This is a genomic window from Burkholderia sp. AU45388 (assembly GCF_030481585.1).
GTDB classification, from domain to species: Bacteria; Pseudomonadota; Gammaproteobacteria; order Burkholderiales; family Burkholderiaceae; genus Burkholderia; species Burkholderia sola.
In genome coordinates this window covers 180,331-198,239 of record NZ_JAUJPV010000003.1, presented here as the reverse complement: position 1 = coordinate 198,239, position 17,909 = coordinate 180,331, and the positions used below count along the sequence as shown (strand labels likewise).

At 69.8% G+C, this 17,909-nt stretch carries 20 protein-coding genes; 11 read left to right on the top strand and 9 right to left on the bottom strand.

Translation table 11 applies throughout. The features are described 5' to 3' along the window. Positions 1-44 precede the first annotated feature (44 nt). From sctN to QZM72_RS08340, 6 genes are read right to left on the bottom strand one after another with little or no spacing between them, the layout of a single operon-like run. A complete protein-coding gene (sctN, locus tag QZM72_RS08365) occupies positions 45-1,394 on the bottom strand; it encodes a type III secretion system ATPase SctN (RefSeq protein ID WP_301737802.1) in 1,350 nt (449 codons plus the stop codon). After that, a complete protein-coding gene (gene sctL, locus QZM72_RS08360) occupies positions 1,391-2,269 on the bottom strand; it encodes a type III secretion system stator protein SctL (protein WP_301737801.1) in 879 nt (292 codons plus the stop codon). Before sctL ends, sctN begins: the two co-directional genes overlap by 4 nt. Then, positions 2,266-2,955 carry a type III secretion protein HrpB4 gene (locus QZM72_RS08355; protein ID WP_301737800.1) on the bottom strand — a complete coding sequence of 230 codons (690 nt, stop codon included), beginning with the start codon at positions 2,953-2,955 and terminating at the stop codon, positions 2,266-2,268. Before QZM72_RS08355 ends, sctL begins: the two co-directional genes overlap by 4 nt. Positions 2,956-2,980: 25 nt before the next feature. Then, on the bottom strand, positions 2,981-3,844 hold the full coding sequence (gene sctJ, locus QZM72_RS08350) for a type III secretion system inner membrane ring lipoprotein SctJ (RefSeq protein WP_301737799.1): 864 nt from the start codon (positions 3,842-3,844) through the stop codon (positions 2,981-2,983). 2 nt (positions 3,845-3,846) lie between these two features. Then, complete coding sequence (locus QZM72_RS08345) at positions 3,847-4,272, bottom strand: hypothetical protein (protein WP_089469815.1); 426 nt, start codon at positions 4,270-4,272, stop codon at positions 3,847-3,849. A 33-nt stretch (positions 4,273-4,305) separates the two neighbouring features. After that, the gene (locus QZM72_RS08340) at positions 4,306-4,911 is read right to left on the bottom strand and encodes an HrpB1 family type III secretion system apparatus protein (protein ID WP_301737798.1); all 606 of its coding nucleotides are present in this window, start codon (positions 4,909-4,911) and stop codon (positions 4,306-4,308) included. A gap of 260 nt (positions 4,912-5,171) precedes the next feature. Between QZM72_RS08340 and QZM72_RS08335 the strand changes: the two genes are divergently transcribed. From QZM72_RS08335 to QZM72_RS08285, 11 genes are all read left to right on the top strand, one after another. After that, on the top strand, positions 5,172-6,245 hold the full coding sequence (locus QZM72_RS08335; RefSeq protein ID WP_301737797.1) for an EscU/YscU/HrcU family type III secretion system export apparatus switch protein: 1,074 nt from the start codon (positions 5,172-5,174) through the stop codon (positions 6,243-6,245). 19 nt (positions 6,246-6,264) lie between these two features. Beyond that, on the top strand, positions 6,265-8,319 hold the full coding sequence (sctV, locus tag QZM72_RS08330) for a type III secretion system export apparatus subunit SctV (protein WP_089469817.1): 2,055 nt from the start codon (positions 6,265-6,267) through the stop codon (positions 8,317-8,319). Between the two features lie 21 nt (positions 8,320-8,340). Further along, positions 8,341-9,015, top strand: coding sequence for a type III secretion system protein SctP (sctP, locus tag QZM72_RS08325; RefSeq protein WP_301737796.1), 675 nt, complete (start codon positions 8,341-8,343; stop codon positions 9,013-9,015). A gap of 70 nt (positions 9,016-9,085) precedes the next feature. Then, positions 9,086-10,180, top strand: coding sequence for a type III secretion system cytoplasmic ring protein SctQ (gene sctQ, locus QZM72_RS08320; RefSeq protein ID WP_179233512.1), 1,095 nt, complete (start codon positions 9,086-9,088; stop codon positions 10,178-10,180). Continuing rightward, positions 10,167-10,817 carry a type III secretion system export apparatus subunit SctR gene (sctR, locus tag QZM72_RS08315; protein WP_089469820.1) on the top strand — a complete coding sequence of 217 codons (651 nt, stop codon included), beginning with the start codon at positions 10,167-10,169 and terminating at the stop codon, positions 10,815-10,817. Before sctQ ends, sctR begins: the two co-directional genes overlap by 14 nt. Before the next feature lie 7 nt (positions 10,818-10,824). Next, positions 10,825-11,088 (top strand): type III secretion system export apparatus subunit SctS, encoded by a 264-nt coding sequence (sctS, locus tag QZM72_RS08310; RefSeq protein ID WP_012339994.1) that lies wholly within the window; start codon positions 10,825-10,827, stop codon positions 11,086-11,088. Further along, positions 11,085-12,041: a hypothetical protein gene (locus QZM72_RS08305; RefSeq protein WP_089469821.1), complete on the top strand. Its 957-nt coding sequence runs from the start codon at positions 11,085-11,087 to the stop codon at positions 12,039-12,041. The genes sctS and QZM72_RS08305 overlap by 4 nt, the downstream gene beginning before the upstream one ends. A gap of 158 nt (positions 12,042-12,199) precedes the next feature. Then, positions 12,200-13,222, top strand: a complete 1,023-nt coding sequence (gene hrpD5 / locus QZM72_RS08300) for an HrpD5 family protein (RefSeq protein ID WP_089469822.1) — start codon at positions 12,200-12,202, stop codon at positions 13,220-13,222. 44 nt (positions 13,223-13,266) lie between these two features. Then, a complete protein-coding gene (locus tag QZM72_RS08295; RefSeq protein ID WP_089469823.1) occupies positions 13,267-13,530 on the top strand; it encodes a hypothetical protein in 264 nt (87 codons plus the stop codon). A 123-nt stretch (positions 13,531-13,653) separates the two neighbouring features. Next, positions 13,654-13,818, top strand: coding sequence for a hypothetical protein (locus QZM72_RS08290; RefSeq protein WP_012339990.1), 165 nt, complete (start codon positions 13,654-13,656; stop codon positions 13,816-13,818). Between the two features lie 61 nt (positions 13,819-13,879). Continuing rightward, entirely contained in the window at positions 13,880-14,335 is a 456-nt protein-coding gene (locus QZM72_RS08285; RefSeq protein ID WP_012339989.1) for a hypothetical protein, read from the top strand. A gap of 73 nt (positions 14,336-14,408) precedes the next feature. On the opposite strand, the gene QZM72_RS08280 is transcribed toward QZM72_RS08285, so the two are convergent. From QZM72_RS08280 to QZM72_RS08270, 3 genes are read right to left on the bottom strand one after another with little or no spacing between them, the layout of a single operon-like run. Further along, positions 14,409-15,971, bottom strand: coding sequence for a secretin N-terminal domain-containing protein (locus QZM72_RS08280; protein ID WP_144030149.1), 1,563 nt, complete (start codon positions 15,969-15,971; stop codon positions 14,409-14,411). After that, positions 15,968-16,717 (bottom strand): response regulator transcription factor, encoded by a 750-nt coding sequence (locus QZM72_RS08275; protein ID WP_089469825.1) that lies wholly within the window; start codon positions 16,715-16,717, stop codon positions 15,968-15,970. The genes QZM72_RS08280 and QZM72_RS08275 overlap by 4 nt, the downstream gene beginning before the upstream one ends. A 21-nt stretch (positions 16,718-16,738) precedes the next feature. Continuing rightward, entirely contained in the window at positions 16,739-17,908 is a 1,170-nt protein-coding gene (locus QZM72_RS08270) for a HAMP domain-containing sensor histidine kinase (protein ID WP_089469826.1), read from the bottom strand. Position 17,909: the final 1 nt, after the last annotated feature.

The window sequence follows — 17,909 nt, the reverse complement described above, 5'->3', positions numbered from 1 at the left end:
CTTTCATCGTCGTCACCCTTCGCCCGTGGCATCGGCGGCCGCGCTCACGCACGCAGGCCGCGCAACGCGTCGCGTGTCGCTTCGCGCGTGCTGAATTCGTCGGTGCGCTGACAGAGGAATTGCCGGATGGCCTCGATCTTGCGCACGGCTTCGTCGGCGACCGGATCGCCGCCCGCCCGGTACTCGCCGAGTTGCAGCAGGGTTTCGATGTCCCGATGCTTGGCCAGCAGCCGGCGCACATGACCGGCCGCCTCCCGATGCGCGTCGTCCGTCACCTGCGGCATCACGCGCGACAGGCTCGCCAGCACGTCGATGGCCGGATACTGGTTGCGTGCGGCGATCTCGCGCGACAGGATCATATGCCCGTCGAGGATGCCGCGCACCTCCTCGGCCACCGGATCGCTGCCCGATTCGTCCTCGGCGAGCACGGTGTAGAGCGCGGTGATCGAGCCGTGCTCCGACAGCCCCGCCCGTTCCAGCAGGCGCGGCAGCTCGGCGAAGATCGACGGCGGAAAACCGCGCCGCGCGGGCGGCTCGCCCGCGGCCAGCCCGATCTCGCGCTGGGCGCGCGCAAAGCGCGTCAGCGAATCCATCATCAGCAGCACGCGCTTGCCGCGATCGCGAAAGTATTCCGCGATGGCCGTGGCCGAATAGGCGGCCTTCACGCGCTCGATCGACGAGCGGTCGGAAGTCGCGCACACCACGATGGACCGCGCGATGCCTTCCGGGCCGAGGATCTGTTCGATGAACTCGCGCACTTCACGGCCCCGCTCGCCGATCAGCGCGATCACGTTGAGGTCGCAGCGCGTGCCGCGCGCGAACATGCCCATCAGCGTGCTCTTGCCGACGCCGGCCGGCGCGAAAATGCCGACGCGCTGGCCTTCGCCGAGCGTCATCAGCCCGTCGACGACCCGCACGCCGGTGTCGAGCGAACGCTCGAGCAGCGGGCGGCTCATCGCATCCGGCGGCGCCGCGTAGAGCGCGGCGGTCTCGGTCGTGTCGATCGGGCCGCGGCCGTCGATCGGCCGGCCCATGCTGTCGACCACGCGGCCGAACAGCGCGGAACCGACCGGAATCGCGAGCGGCCGACGCAGCGCAACCACCTGGGTGTCCCGCGAGAGGCCGTCGAGGCGCCCGAACGGCGACAGCAACGCCGTGTCGCGGGAAAAACCGACCACCTCGGCGCATTGCATCAGCTCTCCCTGCCCGGTCCGGAGTTCGCACAGCTCGCCGTAGCGGACGTCGATGCCGCTCACGCGGATCAGCGTGCCGAGCGCGTCGAGCACCTTGCCGCGTGTCGACAGGTGCGCCGCGCGGTCGAACTCCTGTTCGAGCGTGTCGGTGAGCCGGATCAGCGCATCGATGCCGGTGGCGTCTCGCGACACGTCGCTCATGCCTGCCCCCCGACGCTCTCGGCCGGCCCCGCGCCGCTTGCCGACTCCAGTTCCTGTTCCGGCGGTTCCGGCAATCCGGCCGATGCCGCATGCGTCCTGACTTCGGCGAACGCCTCCGGGGCGAGCGTATCCGGTACGCCCGACACGCCCGGCGCGTTCGCGTCGCGCCGCAGCGCCGCGTCGGCCGCCATGCGGACCGCGTCGATCTGTACCTTGAGGCTGGCGTCGACGGAACCGATGTCGGTGTCGCACACGCACGCGCCCGGGTCGAGCGTACGGTCCGCATGGACCGTCAGCTGGACCGGCTGGCCGCGCGCGCGCCACTGCGCCACCGCGTGCGAGAAGGTTTCGACGGCCGCGTCGTGTTCGTCCGGATGCACGCGCACCTGCAGGGTCCGGCTGCCTTCGATGATGCGTTCGACCACGTCGCTGGCGCGGGCGAACAGCGCCGCCGGCTGTTCGTTGACGACGATCTTCTCGACCGCGGATACCACCAGCCCGGCGATGCGCTGCTTCAACGACATCTGCAGTTCGCAGCGTTGATCGAGCAACTGCGCGGTGCGCGCATACCACTGCGAAAGCGCATCGCGGCTGCCTGCGTCGTAGCCGCGCTGCCGCGCGGTGTCGTACTCGCCGCGGGCTTCGGCGCGCAGCGCGTCCGCGTCCGCGCGGGCCGCCGCGAGCATGCTGTCGGCATCGCGCGCGGCTTGAGCGAGGACTTCCGCGTGCTGGCGCTGCAACGCGAGATAGCCCGCGTCGAGCTGCACCAGCGACGCCAGGGCCTCGCGCGGCACGACGTCCGCTTGCACGCCGACGCCCGTGTTGCACGCGCGCGCCGCCTGTTCGGTGCCCGGCTGTCTGAGCCAGATGATCATCGCGTTTCCTCCTCCGCAAAAAAATCGTCGAGCCGCATCAGCACGCGCCGGCTGTCGTCGCGCGTCGCGTCCGCGTCGTTCGCCTGCAGCCACGGCGCCGCCACCGCATCGCGCGCCCATGCCAGGCGCAACAATCCGGCCGGCGCATCGGGTTCGCACATGCCGCTCGCGCGGAACAGGCAAAACCCTTCCCAGCTCAGCGTGCGCTCGTCGAGATGATCGAGCGGATGCATGCCGAAGTCGCGGATCCAGCGGTCGACCGGCTGGACGCGCGGCTCGGCCATCAGCCAGCGCAACGCCGCCGCGCCGTGCCGGCCGAGCCACGCGCAGACCTTGTCGCGGCTCTCGCGATCGACCCAGTAACGCAATTCGGCGCGCCGGCCGTACAGCGCGCGCAGGCACAGCACGGCGAGCGCATCGTCCAGCGCCAGCGCGCCCAGCCGGCCGGTGTCGCCGCGAAACGTCCAGTAGGCCGGCACCGGCAGCCCCTCCCGTGCGAGCCAGCCCTCCAGCGCCCCGGCCCGCAGCCGGGCGAGTTGCGCCCCGCCCGTGCCGGCCGCCCGGCGCCACGCGTCCGGAAACCAGCCCGGCGCGATCCAGTCGGGCAGCCCGGTACGGTTCGCCTGGTACTGCACGAGACGCCGTGCGAGACCGAAGGCGACACTGCCGTGCTTGTCGATATCCATGATCGTCCGCCGTGCCGCGCGCCGGTCAGCGCCCCGCGCCGTCGCCGGCCGGCTTGCCGCGGAACGGGCCCACCGGCAGCTTCGCCGCCAGGCCGCCCGCCGCGTGTCCACCGGGCGCGCCCGGCGCGCCGGACGCCTCGGGCGTGTCGGCGCCATTCGCGCGCGGGCCTCGCTTGCGCGCCACGACGACGAGCAGCGCGAGCGCCGCGAGCACGCATCCGGCGATCGCGATCGCGCGCCACACCCCGCCGCCGGACGGCGCGCGCGGCATCACGTCGAGCGGGCTGCCGGCGACGGCGGTCAGGCTGACCTTGTCGTACGACAATCCTTCGACGCTGTGAACCACGAGGTTCTTGATCTGCGGTTCGATCGTCGCGAGATTCGCCGTCGGCAGGTACTTGATGAACACCGACGCGGACGACGGCTTCACGTGCATCGCGAGCGGATCGTTGTCCGGCAGCACGATATGCACGCGCGCCACCATCACGCCGTCGATCTGCGACAGTGTCTTCGACAGCTCCTGCGACACCCCGTAGATGAAGCGCACGCGTTCCTCGGTGGGCGTCGACACGAGGCCGTCCTTCTTGAAGAGATCGCCGAGATCGTCATACTTGTGCGCCGGCAGGCCATGCTCGCGCAATACGTTCATCGCCTGCACGATATGTGCATCGTCGACCTTGGCGCTCCACGTCTTGCCGCCGTCCGCACTCTCCTTCTTCGCGTCGATGCCCGCCTGCAGCAGCGCCGCGACGATCTCGTTGCAGTCCTGCTCGCTGAGGTTTCCATAGAGTTCCTGTTTGCAGCCGGCCAGCGCGATGCACAGCGCGACGCACAACACCACGCACGCATGCACGCTCGCGCGGCCGACGATCCGGATCCGGGCGTTCATAGCTATTGGTTCTTCATCAGGGTTTCCAGCGCGCCTTTCGACGATTCGACCACGCTGATCTTCATCGACATGTCGACCTGCAGGCTCGCCGTCTCGATCTGCATCTGCACGGAGGCGGCCGCGATCTGGTTGAACGACATGTCGCCCGCGTTGTGCAGCATGTACAGCGCGTCGTTGGAGACGGTCTGCAGCGCCTCGTCCTCGCTGAGCACGAGGTGCCTGGCGAGCGATCCGGCCTCGGACCCCTGCGGCTTCGGCGGCGCCGTGACGCCGCCCGCCATCATCTGCTCGAAGCTCGCGACCTCGTGCGGCGGCACGACGACGGGCAATGCCGGCACGCCCGGATCGATCGCGTCGGGCAAGCCGGCCGCACCGCCGCCGCGTGCGAGCGCCAGTTGAAAATCGGGTACGGGAGGAATCGGATTCATCGGAAGCCCCTTTTCGACGATGCGAGGACGCGTTCAAAGACGCAGGTACTGGCTTTCTTCCGCGGTCGGCGCCGCCGCGGACGGCTGGGCGCCGTCGGCATGCGCATCCGGCCCGTTCGCGTCGTGCAACGCCGGCGTCTTGATGCCGAGCCGGTCGCGCAGGCGCTTCATCATGTCGGTCATGTGGAACACGCCGGTGGCCTGCGCATCGCGATTCGCGCGCTCGAGTTCGTCGCGCAACTCGACCGAATCGAGCAACGCGCGCGCGTCGTCGGTCAGGCTGGCCTCGTCCTCGCGCATCTTGGCGGCCACGATGCGCCAGTCGGGATTGCCGCTCGCCGCCAGGCAATAGACGAGCATGGCCTGCGCGCCGGGCATGCATTCGCCGCGCGACGCGAGCCCGTCGAACACCGCGATCGCATCGATCCAGTTGCGATGCACGATGTGCACGTAGCCGTCGTACAGGATCAGCTCCGGCCGCGCGGGCCGCATCACGTGCAGCGCATCGAGCAGATGTTCGGCTTCGTCGCTCGTCATGCGCGGATTCGGAAACTTGTCGACCAGCGCAAGGCGCACGATCTCGCGCATTGCACTGACGAGCCTGTTGCTGCACTGCATGTATTCGGGTTTGCCGTCCATGTTCGTGTCCGCCTTCAGGTAACGGGATTGTCGGGACGCGGCTGCCGTCCACGCTCCCAAGTTAGCAAACCGCCACGGCGGCAACGCCATGCGCGCGAAGGCATTTGCCGCGCGGCGAAGGCCGCATCGCGCACGCGGCGCCTCGCCGGCACCGACGCCGCGCGCTTCGGGCCGGCCGCGCCGCCTTCGCGTGCATGCGCGCTGTCGGGCGGCGGCCGCGCTACCGTGCGACGACGCATGACGACGCGAACGGAGCGTTCATGAGCGACGAGAAAACCGAACAGCCCACGCGACGCAAGCTCAAGGAGGCGCGCAAGAAAGGCACCGTGGCGAAGAGTGTCGATCTCGTCGCGGCGGTACTCGTGCTCGTCTCGCTCGCGCTCTTTACGTTCGCATGGCATCCGCTGCTCGACGCCCTCCACCAGAACATCGCGCGCGCAATCGATTTCTGCGCGTCCGCACGTTCGATGCATGCGCTGTGGTCCATCCTGGTGCACGAGCTGGCCAACGGCGCGATCGCGTGCAGCGCGATCAGCGTGGCCGCGGCGCTCGCGGCCGCGCTGTCGATCGGCGCGCAGGTAGGCCTGCAGGTTTCGTTCGACCCGGTCATGCCGAAGATGGACCGGCTCTCGCCGGCGGCCGGGCTCAAGCAGATCTTCTCGAAGCGCGCGCTCATCGACCTGCTGAAGATGAGCGTCAAGGCCGTGGTGATCGCCGCCGCGCTGTGGCACGTGATCGTGTCGCTGTTTCCGTTGATCACGTCCGCGATGGCCGAGCCGCTGGCGGCGCTCTCGCAGATTCTGTGGCACGCGCTGCTGAAGCTGCTGTTCGCGGCTGCCGTGCTGTTCCTCGTGGTGGGCGTGGTGGACTGGAAGATCCAGCACTGGCTGATGATGCGCGCGCAGCGCATGTCGAAGGACGAGGTCAAGCGCGAACTGAAGGAGCGCGAAGGCGAGCCGAAGCTCAAGCACGAGCGGCGCAAGCGCGCGAAGGAACTCGTCAACGGCGGCGGCGAAAGCCTGTCGGGGGCCGTCGGCCGCGCGAACGTGGTGGTCGTCAATCCGACGCATTACGCGGTCGCGCTGCGTTACGTGCGCGGCGAAACGCCGTTGCCGGTCGTGCTTGCGAAGGGCATCGACGACGCGGCACGCGAGATTCGTGCGCTGGCGACGCAACGCGGCATACCGATCGTCGCCAACCCGCCGGTCGCGCGCGCGCTTTACGAGGTGGCCGAGCATCGGCCGATTCCGTCCGAACTGTTCGAAGTCGTCGCGGCGATCCTGCGCTGGGTCGAAGCGGTCGGCCCCGGCACGCCCGCTGCCGAACCCCGTTGATTCGCACCTGGAGCGCGACATGTTCAAGAACCTGAAGTTGCCCGCGGGCGGCGAAATCGGCATCGCCGCCCTCGTCACGGCCATCGTTTCGCTGATGATCCTGCCGCTGCCGCCGGTCGTGATCGACATGCTGCTGTCGGTCAACATCTGCATCAGCGTCGTGCTGTTGATGGTCACGCTGTACGTGCCGTCGATCACGCAGCTGTCGGCGTTTCCGTCGGTGCTGCTGTTCACGACGCTCTACCGGTTGTCGCTCAACATCGCGTCGACCAAGTCGATCCTGCTGCATGCCGACGCGGGGCACATCATCGAGAGCTTCGGCGAACTCGTGGTCGGCGGCAATCTCGTCGTGGGCCTCGTCGTGTTCCTGATCATCACGACCGTTCAGTTCATCGTGATCGCGAAGGGTTCGGAACGGGTGGCCGAAGTCGGCGCGCGGTTCACGCTCGACGCATTGCCCGGCAAGCAGATGAGCATCGATGCGGACTTGCGCGCGAACCTGCTGACGCCCGACGAGGCCCGCCGCAAGCGCGCGCGGCTCGCCGTCGAAAGCCAGCTCTACGGCGGCATGGACGGCGCGATGAAGTTCGTCAAGGGCGACGCGATCGCCGGACTCATCATCACGCTCGTCAACATGACGGCCGGCATCGCGGTCGGCGTGGCCTATCACGACATGACGGCCGGCGACGCGGCGAACCGCTTTTCGATCCTGTCGATCGGCGATGCGATGGTGTCGCAGATCCCGTCGCTGCTGATCGCGGTATCCGCGGGCGTGATGATCACGCGGGTATCCGACGAGTCGGCCAAGCAAGGCAGCTCGCTCGGCGAGGACATGTTGCGCCAGCTCGGCGGCAACGCGCGCGCGATGCTGTTCGCGGCCGTGCTGCTCCTCGGCTTCGCGATGGTGCCTGGCTTTCCATGGGAACTGTTCCTGCTGCTGTCCGCGCTGCTCGGGTTCGCGGGTTACCGGCTCGCGCGGCGCGGCGACGGCACGTCGTCGGCCGCGCCGGGCAAGACGGTCGCGGCGCTGCAGCGCGCGGGCTCGAAAGGCGACGCGCCGACGATCCTCCGGCACGCGCCGCAATTCACCAGCGCGCTCGGCGTGCGGCTCGCTCCCGATCTCGCCGACCGCCTGTCGGCCACCGCGCTGAACGACGCGTTCGAGACGCAGCGCATGCTGCTCCAGGAGCAGGTCGGCCTGCCGTTCCCGGGCATCACGATGTGGACCGCGTCCGACCTGGCGGCCGGCACGTTCGAGATTCTCGTGCTGGACGTCCCGTCGCTGACCGTGACGATTCCGCCCGGCAAGGTCATGGTGCCCGGCGCGGCGACCGACCCGGCGCTGGCCGCGCAATGCGAGAAGGCCGGCGCGGCAGGCGGCCAGGCGGACAGCTACTGGGCGCCGGAACGGCAGCCGCCCGGCGGCGCGACGGTGTGGCGCGCGGAACAGGTGATCGCCAACGACACGATCGCGCTGCTGCGCGCCCGCGCGAAGCTGTTCGTCGGCATCCAGGAAACCCAGTGGGTGCTGGAGCAGCTCGGCGCCGAATTCCCCGGGCTCGTCGCCGAGGTGCAGAAGGCGTTGCCGCTGCAGCGGATCGCCGACGTGCTGCGGCGCCTGCTGGAAGAGAACGTTCCGATCCGCAACGCACGCAGCATCATGGAGAGCCTCGTGAACTGGGGGCCGAAGGAGAAGGACATGCTGCTGCTGACGGAATACGTGCGCGGCGATCTCTCCCGCTATATCGCATACAGCGCGACGGGCGGCGCCGCGTCGCTGCAGGCCGTCCTGTTCACGAGCGACCTGGAGCAGCACATTCGCCAGTCGATCAAGCAGACGCCGACCGGCAACTATCTCGCGCTCTCGCCCGACGAAGTTCGCACGCTCGCGGAGCGGATCGGCGCTTACGTGGGCGACGTGCCGCACGACGAAGTCGCGCTCGTCACGTCGATGGACATCCGCCGCTACGTGCGGCGCATGGTCGAGGCACACCTGCCGTGGCTGCGCGTGTACTCGTACCAGGAACTCGGCGATTACGTCGAACTGCGCCCGCTCGGTCGCGTCACGACGTGACGGCCGCGCGCGGGGACAGCCATGACGACCCACCCGATCACGCCGCGCATCCACGCGCCTGACGACGACGCGGACGACGCCGCGCACCGCGCGCCGCGCCCGACGCGAGGCCGGCGCGGCATCGACTATGCCGAACTGGTTCGCGATGCGCGCGAACGCGGCGAGCGCGCGGCGCTGCACGACGCGTTGCGCGCGCACGGCCGGCGCATGTGCGGCGAGCCGCCCCGCAGACCGACCGACGCCGACGCATCCGACGACACGCTGGCCGACACGGTGGCCCCCCCCGACACCGATGCAGACGCGGACGACGATCTCGACGCCGACGCGCCGCCGGCCGAGCGCGCGCGGCGGCTCGACGCACAGGTCCAGCCGTTCGTCGCGGCGCTCGGCGCCGAACAGATACGCGTGGTGGAGCTGATGCGCTTCGTTGCCGCGCACGTCGCCGATTTCTGCAGCGACGCGGCCGTGCTCGAGAACGGCAACTGGACCATCCGCCTGAGACTCGATCTCGACCTGCTGCCCGGCTGCACGCTCGAACTGCATCTTTCGTATTTCGACCTCGCGCTTCGGTTCGACGCCGACGCGCCCGAGATCCGCCAACTAGTCTTTCGTCATGTGCACGTGCTGCACGAACAACTGGCGAACCTGCTGCATCGCCTCGCCGTTGCGCGCCACGTGTCGATCGAAGTCGCGTGACCGCCAGCCGATACGAATGGTTGCGCGCACACCCACTGCCCCGTCGAAAGAACCGCTCACACACGACACGATGAATGCCACCGGCCAACCTGCTCGCCACACCGTCCGCGCGTTGCGCGACGACCCGAACGGGCTGCCGCGCATCGATGCGGAACTCGCGAGCGTCGCCCGTTTGCTGGGCGATGCGCGTCTCGATGCGTGCGTTGCCGGACTCGACGGCGCGGCGGACTGGCGGCTGGTGCCCGGCGACGTGGCCGACGGCAACCTGTGCTGGGTCGCGCTGCAGTACGACGGCGCGCTGGCCTGGATCGGGCTGAACGCCGACGCGCACCCGGCGCTGGCGGCGCTCGCGGATGACGATGGCTCGCCGCTGTCGTGCGCGATCGCGGGCCTGCTGCTCACGCCGCTGATCGATCTGCTCGACACGCTTGGCGCCGTGAACGTCAGCGTCGCGGCGATCGGGCGTCATGCCCCGTTGCATCGCGACGGCCGCCGCGCGGCGACCGTCGGCATGCTCTGCGTACACGGCGCGCACCGCCATGCCTGCCGGATCGGGCCGGCCGATCCCGGCTGGATCGACCTGATCGAACGCCGAATGGCCCGCCATCCGGCGCCGCTGCCCGCGCGGCTCGGCCGGATTCGCGTGCCCGGCTACCTGATCGTCGGCGAGAAGGCGTTGCCGATCGCGACGCTCAGGCGGCTGCGTCCCGGCGACGTCGTATTGCGCTTCGCCGATCCGGCATTCGCCGGTTCGGACGGCGCCGCGCCGGCCCACGCGCTTGCGCTGCGCTGGGGCGTGGCCGGCATGCATCAGTACGTCGCGCACGCCACGCTCGACGGCCCCCGACTCGTTCTCGATACGGAACCTGCCATGACCGACCGCCACGACCACCCGGTGCCCGGCGCCCCCGACGCCGACACCCAGACCTCGCTCGACGAACTCGAGCTGCCCGTCAGTTTCGAAATCGAAACGGTCACGCTGCCGCTCGCGCAGTTGTCCGCGCTGCGGCCGGGCTACGTGATCGAGTTGCGGGGCACGCTGCGCGACGCGCGCATCCGGCTCCTCGCGTACGGGCAACTGATCGGCATCGGCGAACTCGTCACGGTCGGCGAGCAGCTCGGCGTGCGGGTCATCGACGTATTCGGCAGCCATGACGCAGATTAACGAACTGACCGCGCTGCTGGTCGCGGTCATCGCGATCGGCCTGATCCCGTTCGTCGCGATGGTCGTGACCTCGTACGCGAAGATCGTCGTCGTGCTCGGGCTGCTGCGCAACGCGCTGGGCGTGCAGCAGGTGCCGCCGAACATGGTGCTCAACGGCATCGCGATCCTCGTCACGCTCTACGTGATGGCGCCGATCGGGATGAGCGCGGCCGACACGATGCGTCACGAGCAACTGGCGAATTCGCCGGCGGAAATCATGGTCCAGGCGTTCGGCGCCTCGCAGGCGCCGTTCCGGACTTTCCTCAAGGCGCATTCGCGCGAACGCGAGCGCCTGTTCTTCATGCGCTCGGCGCACGTGATCTGGCCGGAGAGCCTCGCGAACGCGCTGCACGAAGACGACCTGATCGTGCTCGCGCCCGCGTTCACGCTGACCGAGCTCGCCGACGCGTTCAAGATCGGCTTCCTGCTGTACATCGCGTTCATCATCGTCGATTTCGTGATCGCGAACGTGCTGCTGGCGATGGGCCTCAACCAGATCCAGCCGACCAACGTCGCGATCCCGTTCAAGCTGCTGCTGTTCGTGGCGATGGACGGCTGGTCGGCGCTGATTCACGGCCTGATCCTCACGTACAAGTAGGCGCGCAATGAATACGGACACCCTGATCGGACTGACTTCGCAAGGCTTGCTGCTCTGCCTCTACATCTCGCTGCCGGCGATCATCGTGTCGGCGCTGTCGGGATTGATCGTCGCGTTCCTGCAGGCGATCACGTCGCTGCAGGACCAGACCATCTCGCACAGCGTCAAGTTGTTCGCGGTCATCGGGACGTTGCTGCTCACGGCCGGCTGGGGCGGCACCACCATCCTGCGCTTCGCCCTCCGGCTCCTCAGCGCGGCGGTGCCGACATGACGACCGTCCGTCACGACCCCGGCGCGTCCGGCCCGCACGAGGTCGCTCCGGCCGCGGCGGGCACGGCCGCGCATGCGCGAGCGCGCATCGACCAGCGTGCGCGGCTGTACCGGAACAGCATCTTCCGGCACGCGGCGCGCGCATGGCATCCCTCGCACGGCGCCGCGCACGCGCGACAGGTGGCGGCCGATCACCTGCGCCACCTGCTCGCCGCACACGGCGGCCTGTCGCACACGTCGCACACGTCGCACCTGCCGGGCCGCCACGACGGCCACGGCGGCAACGGTGCGCCGCGGCCACGACAATCGACCGCGCGGCCCGACCCGCAGCAGAAGCATCGGCAACAACAGCAGCAGTCACGCCATCCGAAAAACCCGCCGCAGACGCCGAAGCACGAACGTCGCCCGTCCCGCCATCCCGCGCACGGCAGTTGGACGTCGCGCCGGGATGCGACGCCCGGCGCGCGCATGCCGTCGTTCAGCGACGGCGGGTCGCAATCGAACGGCGGGCGTCGCGACGCGCCGGAGGACGGCAAGCGGCGCATCGACGCGATCCGGCGCGTGGCCGCGGCCGCCCGCACCGAACTCCAGGCGCTCGCGGCATCGACCGCCGACCAGCCGCTCGTCTACCCGGACGCGATGCGCGAAGCGGTCATCCGGCAGCGTTGCGCGGGGCACGACGCATTCGCGGTTTCAACCGACGTCCTGAAAGCCCGTCAGCTGGCCGGCGACGACGCGTCCAGCAGCTACGACGACCTGCTGCGCTTCCTCGTCGACTTCAAGCGACTGAGCGCCGGAACCGGCGCACGCGGCGCGCTCACTCCGCTGCTGGCCTTCCACGACCTGCGCCCGTCGACTGCCGCGCTGCGCGCGCGTTCGCTGGTCCGGCTCGACGCGATCGTGCGCGTGCGCAACGGCGTAGCCGGCAGCGTAGCCGGGCGCAATGAGCCGTGAATGCACGCCGGTTCGCGGCACGGGCGATGCGTTCGCGATCGCGGCCGGCTCGCGGCGCGCCGCTGCCTACACTCGCAAACATGCGGTAAGCGGCGGCGCCGTGCATCCGCGGCGCCGATCACCGAATCCCTGCCTGCCAACGGACCTGCTCTCATCCCATGAAGACACTGCGCATCCTGACCGGCACCCATGCGGGGATTCAGGCGCGCCTGACGCCGGGTCGCTACCGGATCGGCGCAGCCGACGACACCGATATCTGCATTACCGACTGGGACGAGGACGACGTGTTCGTCGAGCTCGATGCACACGGCGCGGTCAGCGCGCGGCGCGCGGACGCGGCCGCGCCCGATCAGTCGATCGTATGGATTCCCGATTTCGTCGCGTTCCCGTTCGGAACGACCGTGCTGTGCTTCGGCGACGAAGACGCCGCGTGGCCGCCCGACATCGAATTGCTCGCGGGCCTGTACCACGGCACCGGCGACCGGCAGGCTGCCGGCGACCGGGCGCCCCGTGCGAAGCGCCGCACCCGGCTGCTGCTCGCGGCCGCGGCCGTCGTCGCGTTGCTGGCGGCCGGCGGTTCCGTGATCGCCAATGTCTGGCCGGATCGCGGCAACGCGCCGCCGCCGCCCGATGCACGCTCGGTGGCAGCGCGGCTCGAGCGCCAGTTCCGCGACGCGCGCATCGCCGGGTTGCGGGTCCGCGCGCAAGGCGACACGGTCGTCGTCGACGGCATCGTCGACGAAACCTCGCAGGACATCGCCGCACGGGCCCTGCTCGCCCGCGCGGACTACCACGCGATCGCGCGCCAGTACGACGTCGCGCACGACGACGTCGCCAGCATCGAGGAGTCGATCGGCATCGACGGCGTGCGCGTGCGCTATGCGGGCGACGGCGTGTTCGACGTGACGGGCGTCGCGCCGTCGATCGCGCGCCTCGAGGAAGCGCTTGGCCAGTTGCGCGCGGATCTCAACGCGAACATCCGGCGCCTCGACGTGAACGTCACCGAAGCGCCCGCGTCCGGCGGCGTGCTGTACAGCGCGATGCTCGACGTGGGCGCCACGCGTTACGTCCAGACGATCGACGGCGTCAAGCACGTGTTCACGTCGACGACCGGCGACGCCGTCGGCGGTCCGCGGATATTGCGCGAATCGATCGTGCCCGGGCGCGATGCGATCCGCTAGTTCCCCGTCAACCCGGCCCGTCGCGGGCCATCGAAGGAGTTGCCATGTACGACGCACTGGAAGCCATGATCGACGAAATGAAGGGCCTCGAGCAGACGCTCGCGGGCGGCCATGCGGGCGCGCGGATCGGCGCGATCGCGGCCGCGTTCGAGGACTGCGCGCAGCGCGTGTCGGACGCGACCGCCGCGTGCGCCGATGCCGACGAGCGCGCGGCGCTGCAGAAAATCTACCGCGGGATGATCGCGGGCCAGCGCCTCGTGCATCGGCTGAACGAACTGGCCGCGGACGATTCGACCGTCAGCCATTGAACCGGTGTTGGGCGTCTCGTCCAGCCGCCGGGCGCGGATGCCCGGCGTAATCGGCCGGCATGCGAAGCCGCAGGGGCTTCGTGTGCCGATCCGCATGTCATTCAACTTGTTCCGGAGGAAGTTATGTCATTTGGCGCCAGCGCGGCAATGATGGGCATGATGCAGACGATGGTCAGCACCATGATCGAAGCCACCATGATCCAGGTGATGATGTCGATGATCCAGTCGGTCTGCAACATCGCGAAGACGGGCGCGCAGGATACCGAGGAGGATTCGAAGAAAGGCTGATCCCGTCGGGCGTGGCGGACGCGGCGCGCGCCGCGTTCGCCCGCGCCGGATCGTCGCCGTCATGAGCATCGAACGCTTCGCGGAAATCGTCCGCGACACCTGTGCCGTCGTCGGCCTGCCGGATGCGGACTACGTACTGCAGACGCGCACGATCGAAGTCGAGGGCTTCGACGTGCGGCTCGATCACTTCGAGAACGATCCCGAGGCGATGTACGTGAATTTCCACTACGGCACCGTCACCGCCGGGCGCACGCTCGTGATCTTCCGCCTGATGCTCGAGGCGAACCTGCTGATCTACGCGCAGGACCAGGCGCAGCTCGGGCTCGACGCCGATACCGGCGGCATCATCCTCATCCTCAGGCTGCCGCTGACGCCTGACGTCGACGGCGCCGTCGTCGCCGATACCGTCTCGCACTACACCGAACACGGCCGCTACTGGCGGCGCAACATCATCGAGTCGACCGACGAGATGTTCCAGAACATCGTCAACGGCGATTACGCGTGGCTGCGCGCGTAGCGTCGTCGGCGGCGTGGGTGCCGGCCGCACGCGATCGCACGGTCGCGGCCGGCGCATGCGGCGCCGGCCGCGCTCATCGGCACGCCGCGGCCGGCTGACCGGGCACCGCCCTTTCACCCGTATCGGCGAGCGACGCACAGCCGTCGACCGGATGCGGCGCGAGCAGAATCACCCGCATCGACCCACGCCCGGCGGCCGACGCGGACACACCGGGTTCCACCATCGCGAGCATCTCGCCCGGCCCGAGCGACGCGCGCGCGACGTCGATCGCCGCACCGCGCCATTCGACGGCCAGTACCACGCGGGGCGGCTCGGTCCGCATGTCGAGCGCCGGCACGATGCGCAGCGCGTCGTCCGCGGCCGGGCCCGGATCGGACGCTGCCGCAGTGGCCGCGACCGTGCCGTCCGATGCGGCCGTGTCCCGCTGGCCGCCCGTCGGCGCGACGGGTCGTTCGGCGTGCCGTTCCCATGCAACGGCCACGCCGTCGTCCGTCTGGAGCGCGCTATCGGTCAGCATGCGCACCCCTGCCATGCCCCGTAGCGCGGCGCTCACGTTGCGCGCCGCGCGGGCCCGCATCACCGTGGCGCCCTGCGCGCCGAGCCCGATCGCGCCCAGCGCATCCGCATCGACTTCGGCCACCAGCAGCGCGACGCCGACGTGCTGCCGGGGCCGGTCGAGCGCGACGATCGCCCGCACGTCGGCGTCGAGCCGCTCGGGGCGATCGCGCACCAGCACCGCGTTCGTGCCCGCATCGGCGCCGAGCACCGGCAGCGGCGCCTCGTATTCGGTGATGGTCGCGCGCAGGCCGTCGTGGGGATCGAGCACGCGCGCCGCGCGGCTCGCGACCCCTTGCACGACGTTCGTTCGGCCGTTCGCGAACGCCGTGCGGTCCGCCGCGTTGCCGTAGTGGAGCGGCACGATGCGCACCGCCGTCTTCACGCGCGCACGCGCGTCGGCATCGAGGCGCTGCGCCGCGCGGCCCACGAGCGCGATCCACGCCGGCGGCCCGCGAAACGTGACGAGGCCGCGGGCCGGCGTGTCATCGCGCGCGACGAACCGCACGTCGTCGATGCCGGTCTGCGCGAGCAAGGCATGCAGGTCCGCCGGGCGCGCGTAGTTGAGACGGACGATCAGCGTGGTCTGCGCGCCTGCCGCATCGACGTGCAGCACCGTGCCGTCGTAATACCAGACGAGCCCGTAACCGTGCGCGAGCATCTCGACGAAGCGCTGCGGCGGCAGCTCGAAGCGCCCTTCGACGCGGCCGGGGAGCCTGGCGTCGAACGCAATCGGCACATGCGTTGCGGCGGACAGCGCACGCAGCGTGTCCGGCAGCGATGCGCCGCTGGTGGAATAGCGGTACGGCGCGGACGACCACGGCGGCACGTTGGGCAGCGCACACGCATGCGCGCGGCAGTCGGGCGACCTGCGTCGCGGCGGCGGCGCCAAGGCATGCCCGTCGCCGGCGGCCTTGCTGGCGGCGTGCCCGCGCGTCGCGCGGCGCGCATGCGGCGACGCGGTCGCCGCCGGCGCGGACACGGCCGATGCCGGCGCGGGCCGAGGCGCCGGCGCGGCCGGCTCGGGTTCGCCGCATGCGAGATGCAGCAGCATGCAGACGCTGGCGAAAAACCCGCTCAACGCTTGTACTCGATCGCCCCTTCGCCCTGCTCGACTTCCTGGTCGACGGGCATGTCGGTCAGGTTCAGCCGGTAGCCGCGGCCGTACACCGACTGGATCACCCAGTCGACATTCAGGTTCTTCAAGCGCGTGCGCAGGCGGCTCACGTACATGTCGACCGAGCGGCTCTGCGATCCGCCGTCCCAGCCCCAGACGACCGAGTACAGATCCTGGCGCTGCACGACGATGCCGCGATGCGACGCGAGGTGCCAGAGCAGGTCGAACTCCTTCGCGCCGATCGAGTGCGAGGTCGTGCCGCGGCTGATGTTCAGGTTGGCGCGGTCGAGGATGTAGTCGCCGACGATCATCCGGCGCCGTTCGCTGCCCGCCGTCTGGAAGCGCCGCAGCAGCGCGCGGATGCGCGCGAGAAAGACGATCCGGTCGACCGGCTTGATCAGGAAGTCGTCGGCCCCGGTATCGAGAATCCGGACGATTTCCTCTTCGTCGGAATGCACGGTCTGGAAAATCACCGGGACCGTCGAGCGGGATCGCCCGCGCACCCAGCTGAGCAGCTTGTCGCCCGACAGGCCGGGCACGTCCCAGTCGAGGATCATCAGGTCCGCCCAGTGATCCGACAGATGGTTGCGTGCCTCGATGCCGTTGTCGAACGCCTCGACCTGATATCCCTCCGCCTTGAGCCACGAGACCAGCATCGTCTGCTGGATCCGGTCATCCTCCAACAACATGATTCGCGTCTGATTGAGCATGGTTACGATCCGCTCGGGCCCTCAGCCCGGTGTCAAGCGCCGCTGACGAGGAGCCTGGTCGAGCGGCGGGCGCTCCAGCGCCGCGGGGCCAGTGCGCCGGCCGTCCGGCGAGTGTCGGATACCTGCCTGCAGCACGAGCCGCGGCAGGCGCAACACGAAATCCGTGCCGGACTCGCGATTGACCTCGGCATGCAGCGTGCCGCCGTGCAGCACGACGATGCGCGCGGCCAGCTTGAGGCCGATGCCGTAGCCGCCCGATGCCTTCGGCGACAGCGCGTCGAAGTCCGTCATCGGGCGATCGGGCGAGAGGCCCGGCAATCCGCCCGCCTCGTCGCCGACCACCACGACCGCCGTGCCGTCCTCGACCCGCAGCGACACCGTCACGCGCGCCCCGGCACGCGACGCCTGGATCGCGTTGTCGATCAGGTTCTGCAGCGCGCGCATCACGAACACCTGCACGCCGCTGATCCATACGGCCGGCCCGTCGGCCAGCCATAGCCGCAGCGCGACGTCGCGATAGACGGCGGCCACCTCGAGTTTCGGAATCAGGCTGCGGATCGCGCGGCGCAGGTCGAAGCGCACGAAATCGCGATGACGCACGACATCGGCAACCGACGAGAAGATGTACTGATCGCCGAGCGACAGCGCGTAACGCGCGAGTTCGGCGATCCGCTGCATGCCGCCGCACGCTTCGAACGCCGCGTGATCGTGCTCGTGCAGCTGCGTGAGCGCGACGATCGAATTCTGCGGCGAGCGCAGGTCGTGCGACAGGAAACGCAGCGATTCGGTACGGCGGTCGAGCGCCTGATGCAGGTCCGTCACGTCATGCAGCCACGCGACGGCCGCGGCGGGATTCCCCGGACGGGCGGGCTCGAGCTTCACCCACAGCCAGCGGTCGGCCGCCTGCAGCTCGATGCCGCGCTCGAGATCGCGCTGCAGCGCGCCATGCGCGGCCGTATCGTCGGCCGCTTCGTCATCCTGCCGATACGCGCGCAGCAGCGGCAACAGCGGCACGCCGGCGTCGAGCGGCCGGTCGAGCAGGCGCGCGGCGACCGGCGTCGCGAACAGGATCGCGCCGTGCCCGTCGACGGCAATCGCGCCCTGCGGCTGTGCGTCGAACAGGACCCGCGCCCAGTCGATCGCGGATGGCGGGCGCACATCGGATCCAGGCTTCGTCGACATCGATGCCATT

Bases quoted from the DNA above. Each gene is read 5' to 3' on its own strand.
- QZM72_RS08305 (WP_089469821.1), top strand. From the start codon at position 11,085: ATGACGACCGTCCGTCACGACCCCGGCGCGTCCGGCCCGCACGAGGTC.
- sctV (WP_089469817.1), top strand. From the start codon at position 6,265: ATGTTCAAGAACCTGAAGTTGCCCGCGGGCGGCGAAATCGGCATCGCC.
- QZM72_RS08355 (WP_301737800.1), bottom strand. From the start codon at position 2,955: ATGGATATCGACAAGCACGGCAGTGTCGCCTTCGGTCTCGCACGGCGT.
- QZM72_RS08335 (WP_301737797.1), top strand. From the start codon at position 5,172: ATGAGCGACGAGAAAACCGAACAGCCCACGCGACGCAAGCTCAAGGAG.
- sctR (WP_089469820.1), top strand. From the start codon at position 10,167: ATGACGCAGATTAACGAACTGACCGCGCTGCTGGTCGCGGTCATCGCG.
- QZM72_RS08345 (WP_089469815.1), bottom strand. From the start codon at position 4,272: ATGAATCCGATTCCTCCCGTACCCGATTTTCAACTGGCGCTCGCACGC.
- QZM72_RS08295 (WP_089469823.1), top strand. From the start codon at position 13,267: ATGTACGACGCACTGGAAGCCATGATCGACGAAATGAAGGGCCTCGAG.
- QZM72_RS08270 (WP_089469826.1), bottom strand. From the start codon at position 17,908: ATGGCATCGATGTCGACGAAGCCTGGATCCGATGTGCGCCCGCCATCC.
- sctN (WP_301737802.1), bottom strand. From the start codon at position 1,394: ATGAGCGACGTGTCGCGAGACGCCACCGGCATCGATGCGCTGATCCGG.
- QZM72_RS08275 (WP_089469825.1), bottom strand. From the start codon at position 16,717: ATGCTCAATCAGACGCGAATCATGTTGTTGGAGGATGACCGGATCCAG.
- sctL (WP_301737801.1), bottom strand. From the start codon at position 2,269: ATGATCATCTGGCTCAGACAGCCGGGCACCGAACAGGCGGCGCGCGCG.
- QZM72_RS08340 (WP_301737798.1), bottom strand. From the start codon at position 4,911: ATGGACGGCAAACCCGAATACATGCAGTGCAGCAACAGGCTCGTCAGT.
- QZM72_RS08290 (WP_012339990.1), top strand. From the start codon at position 13,654: ATGTCATTTGGCGCCAGCGCGGCAATGATGGGCATGATGCAGACGATG.
- sctS (WP_012339994.1), top strand. From the start codon at position 10,825: ATGAATACGGACACCCTGATCGGACTGACTTCGCAAGGCTTGCTGCTC.
- sctP (WP_301737796.1), top strand. From the start codon at position 8,341: ATGACGACCCACCCGATCACGCCGCGCATCCACGCGCCTGACGACGAC.
- QZM72_RS08285 (WP_012339989.1), top strand. From the start codon at position 13,880: ATGAGCATCGAACGCTTCGCGGAAATCGTCCGCGACACCTGTGCCGTC.
- sctJ (WP_301737799.1), bottom strand. From the start codon at position 3,844: ATGAACGCCCGGATCCGGATCGTCGGCCGCGCGAGCGTGCATGCGTGC.
- sctQ (WP_179233512.1), top strand. From the start codon at position 9,086: ATGAATGCCACCGGCCAACCTGCTCGCCACACCGTCCGCGCGTTGCGC.
- hrpD5 (WP_089469822.1), top strand. From the start codon at position 12,200: ATGAAGACACTGCGCATCCTGACCGGCACCCATGCGGGGATTCAGGCG.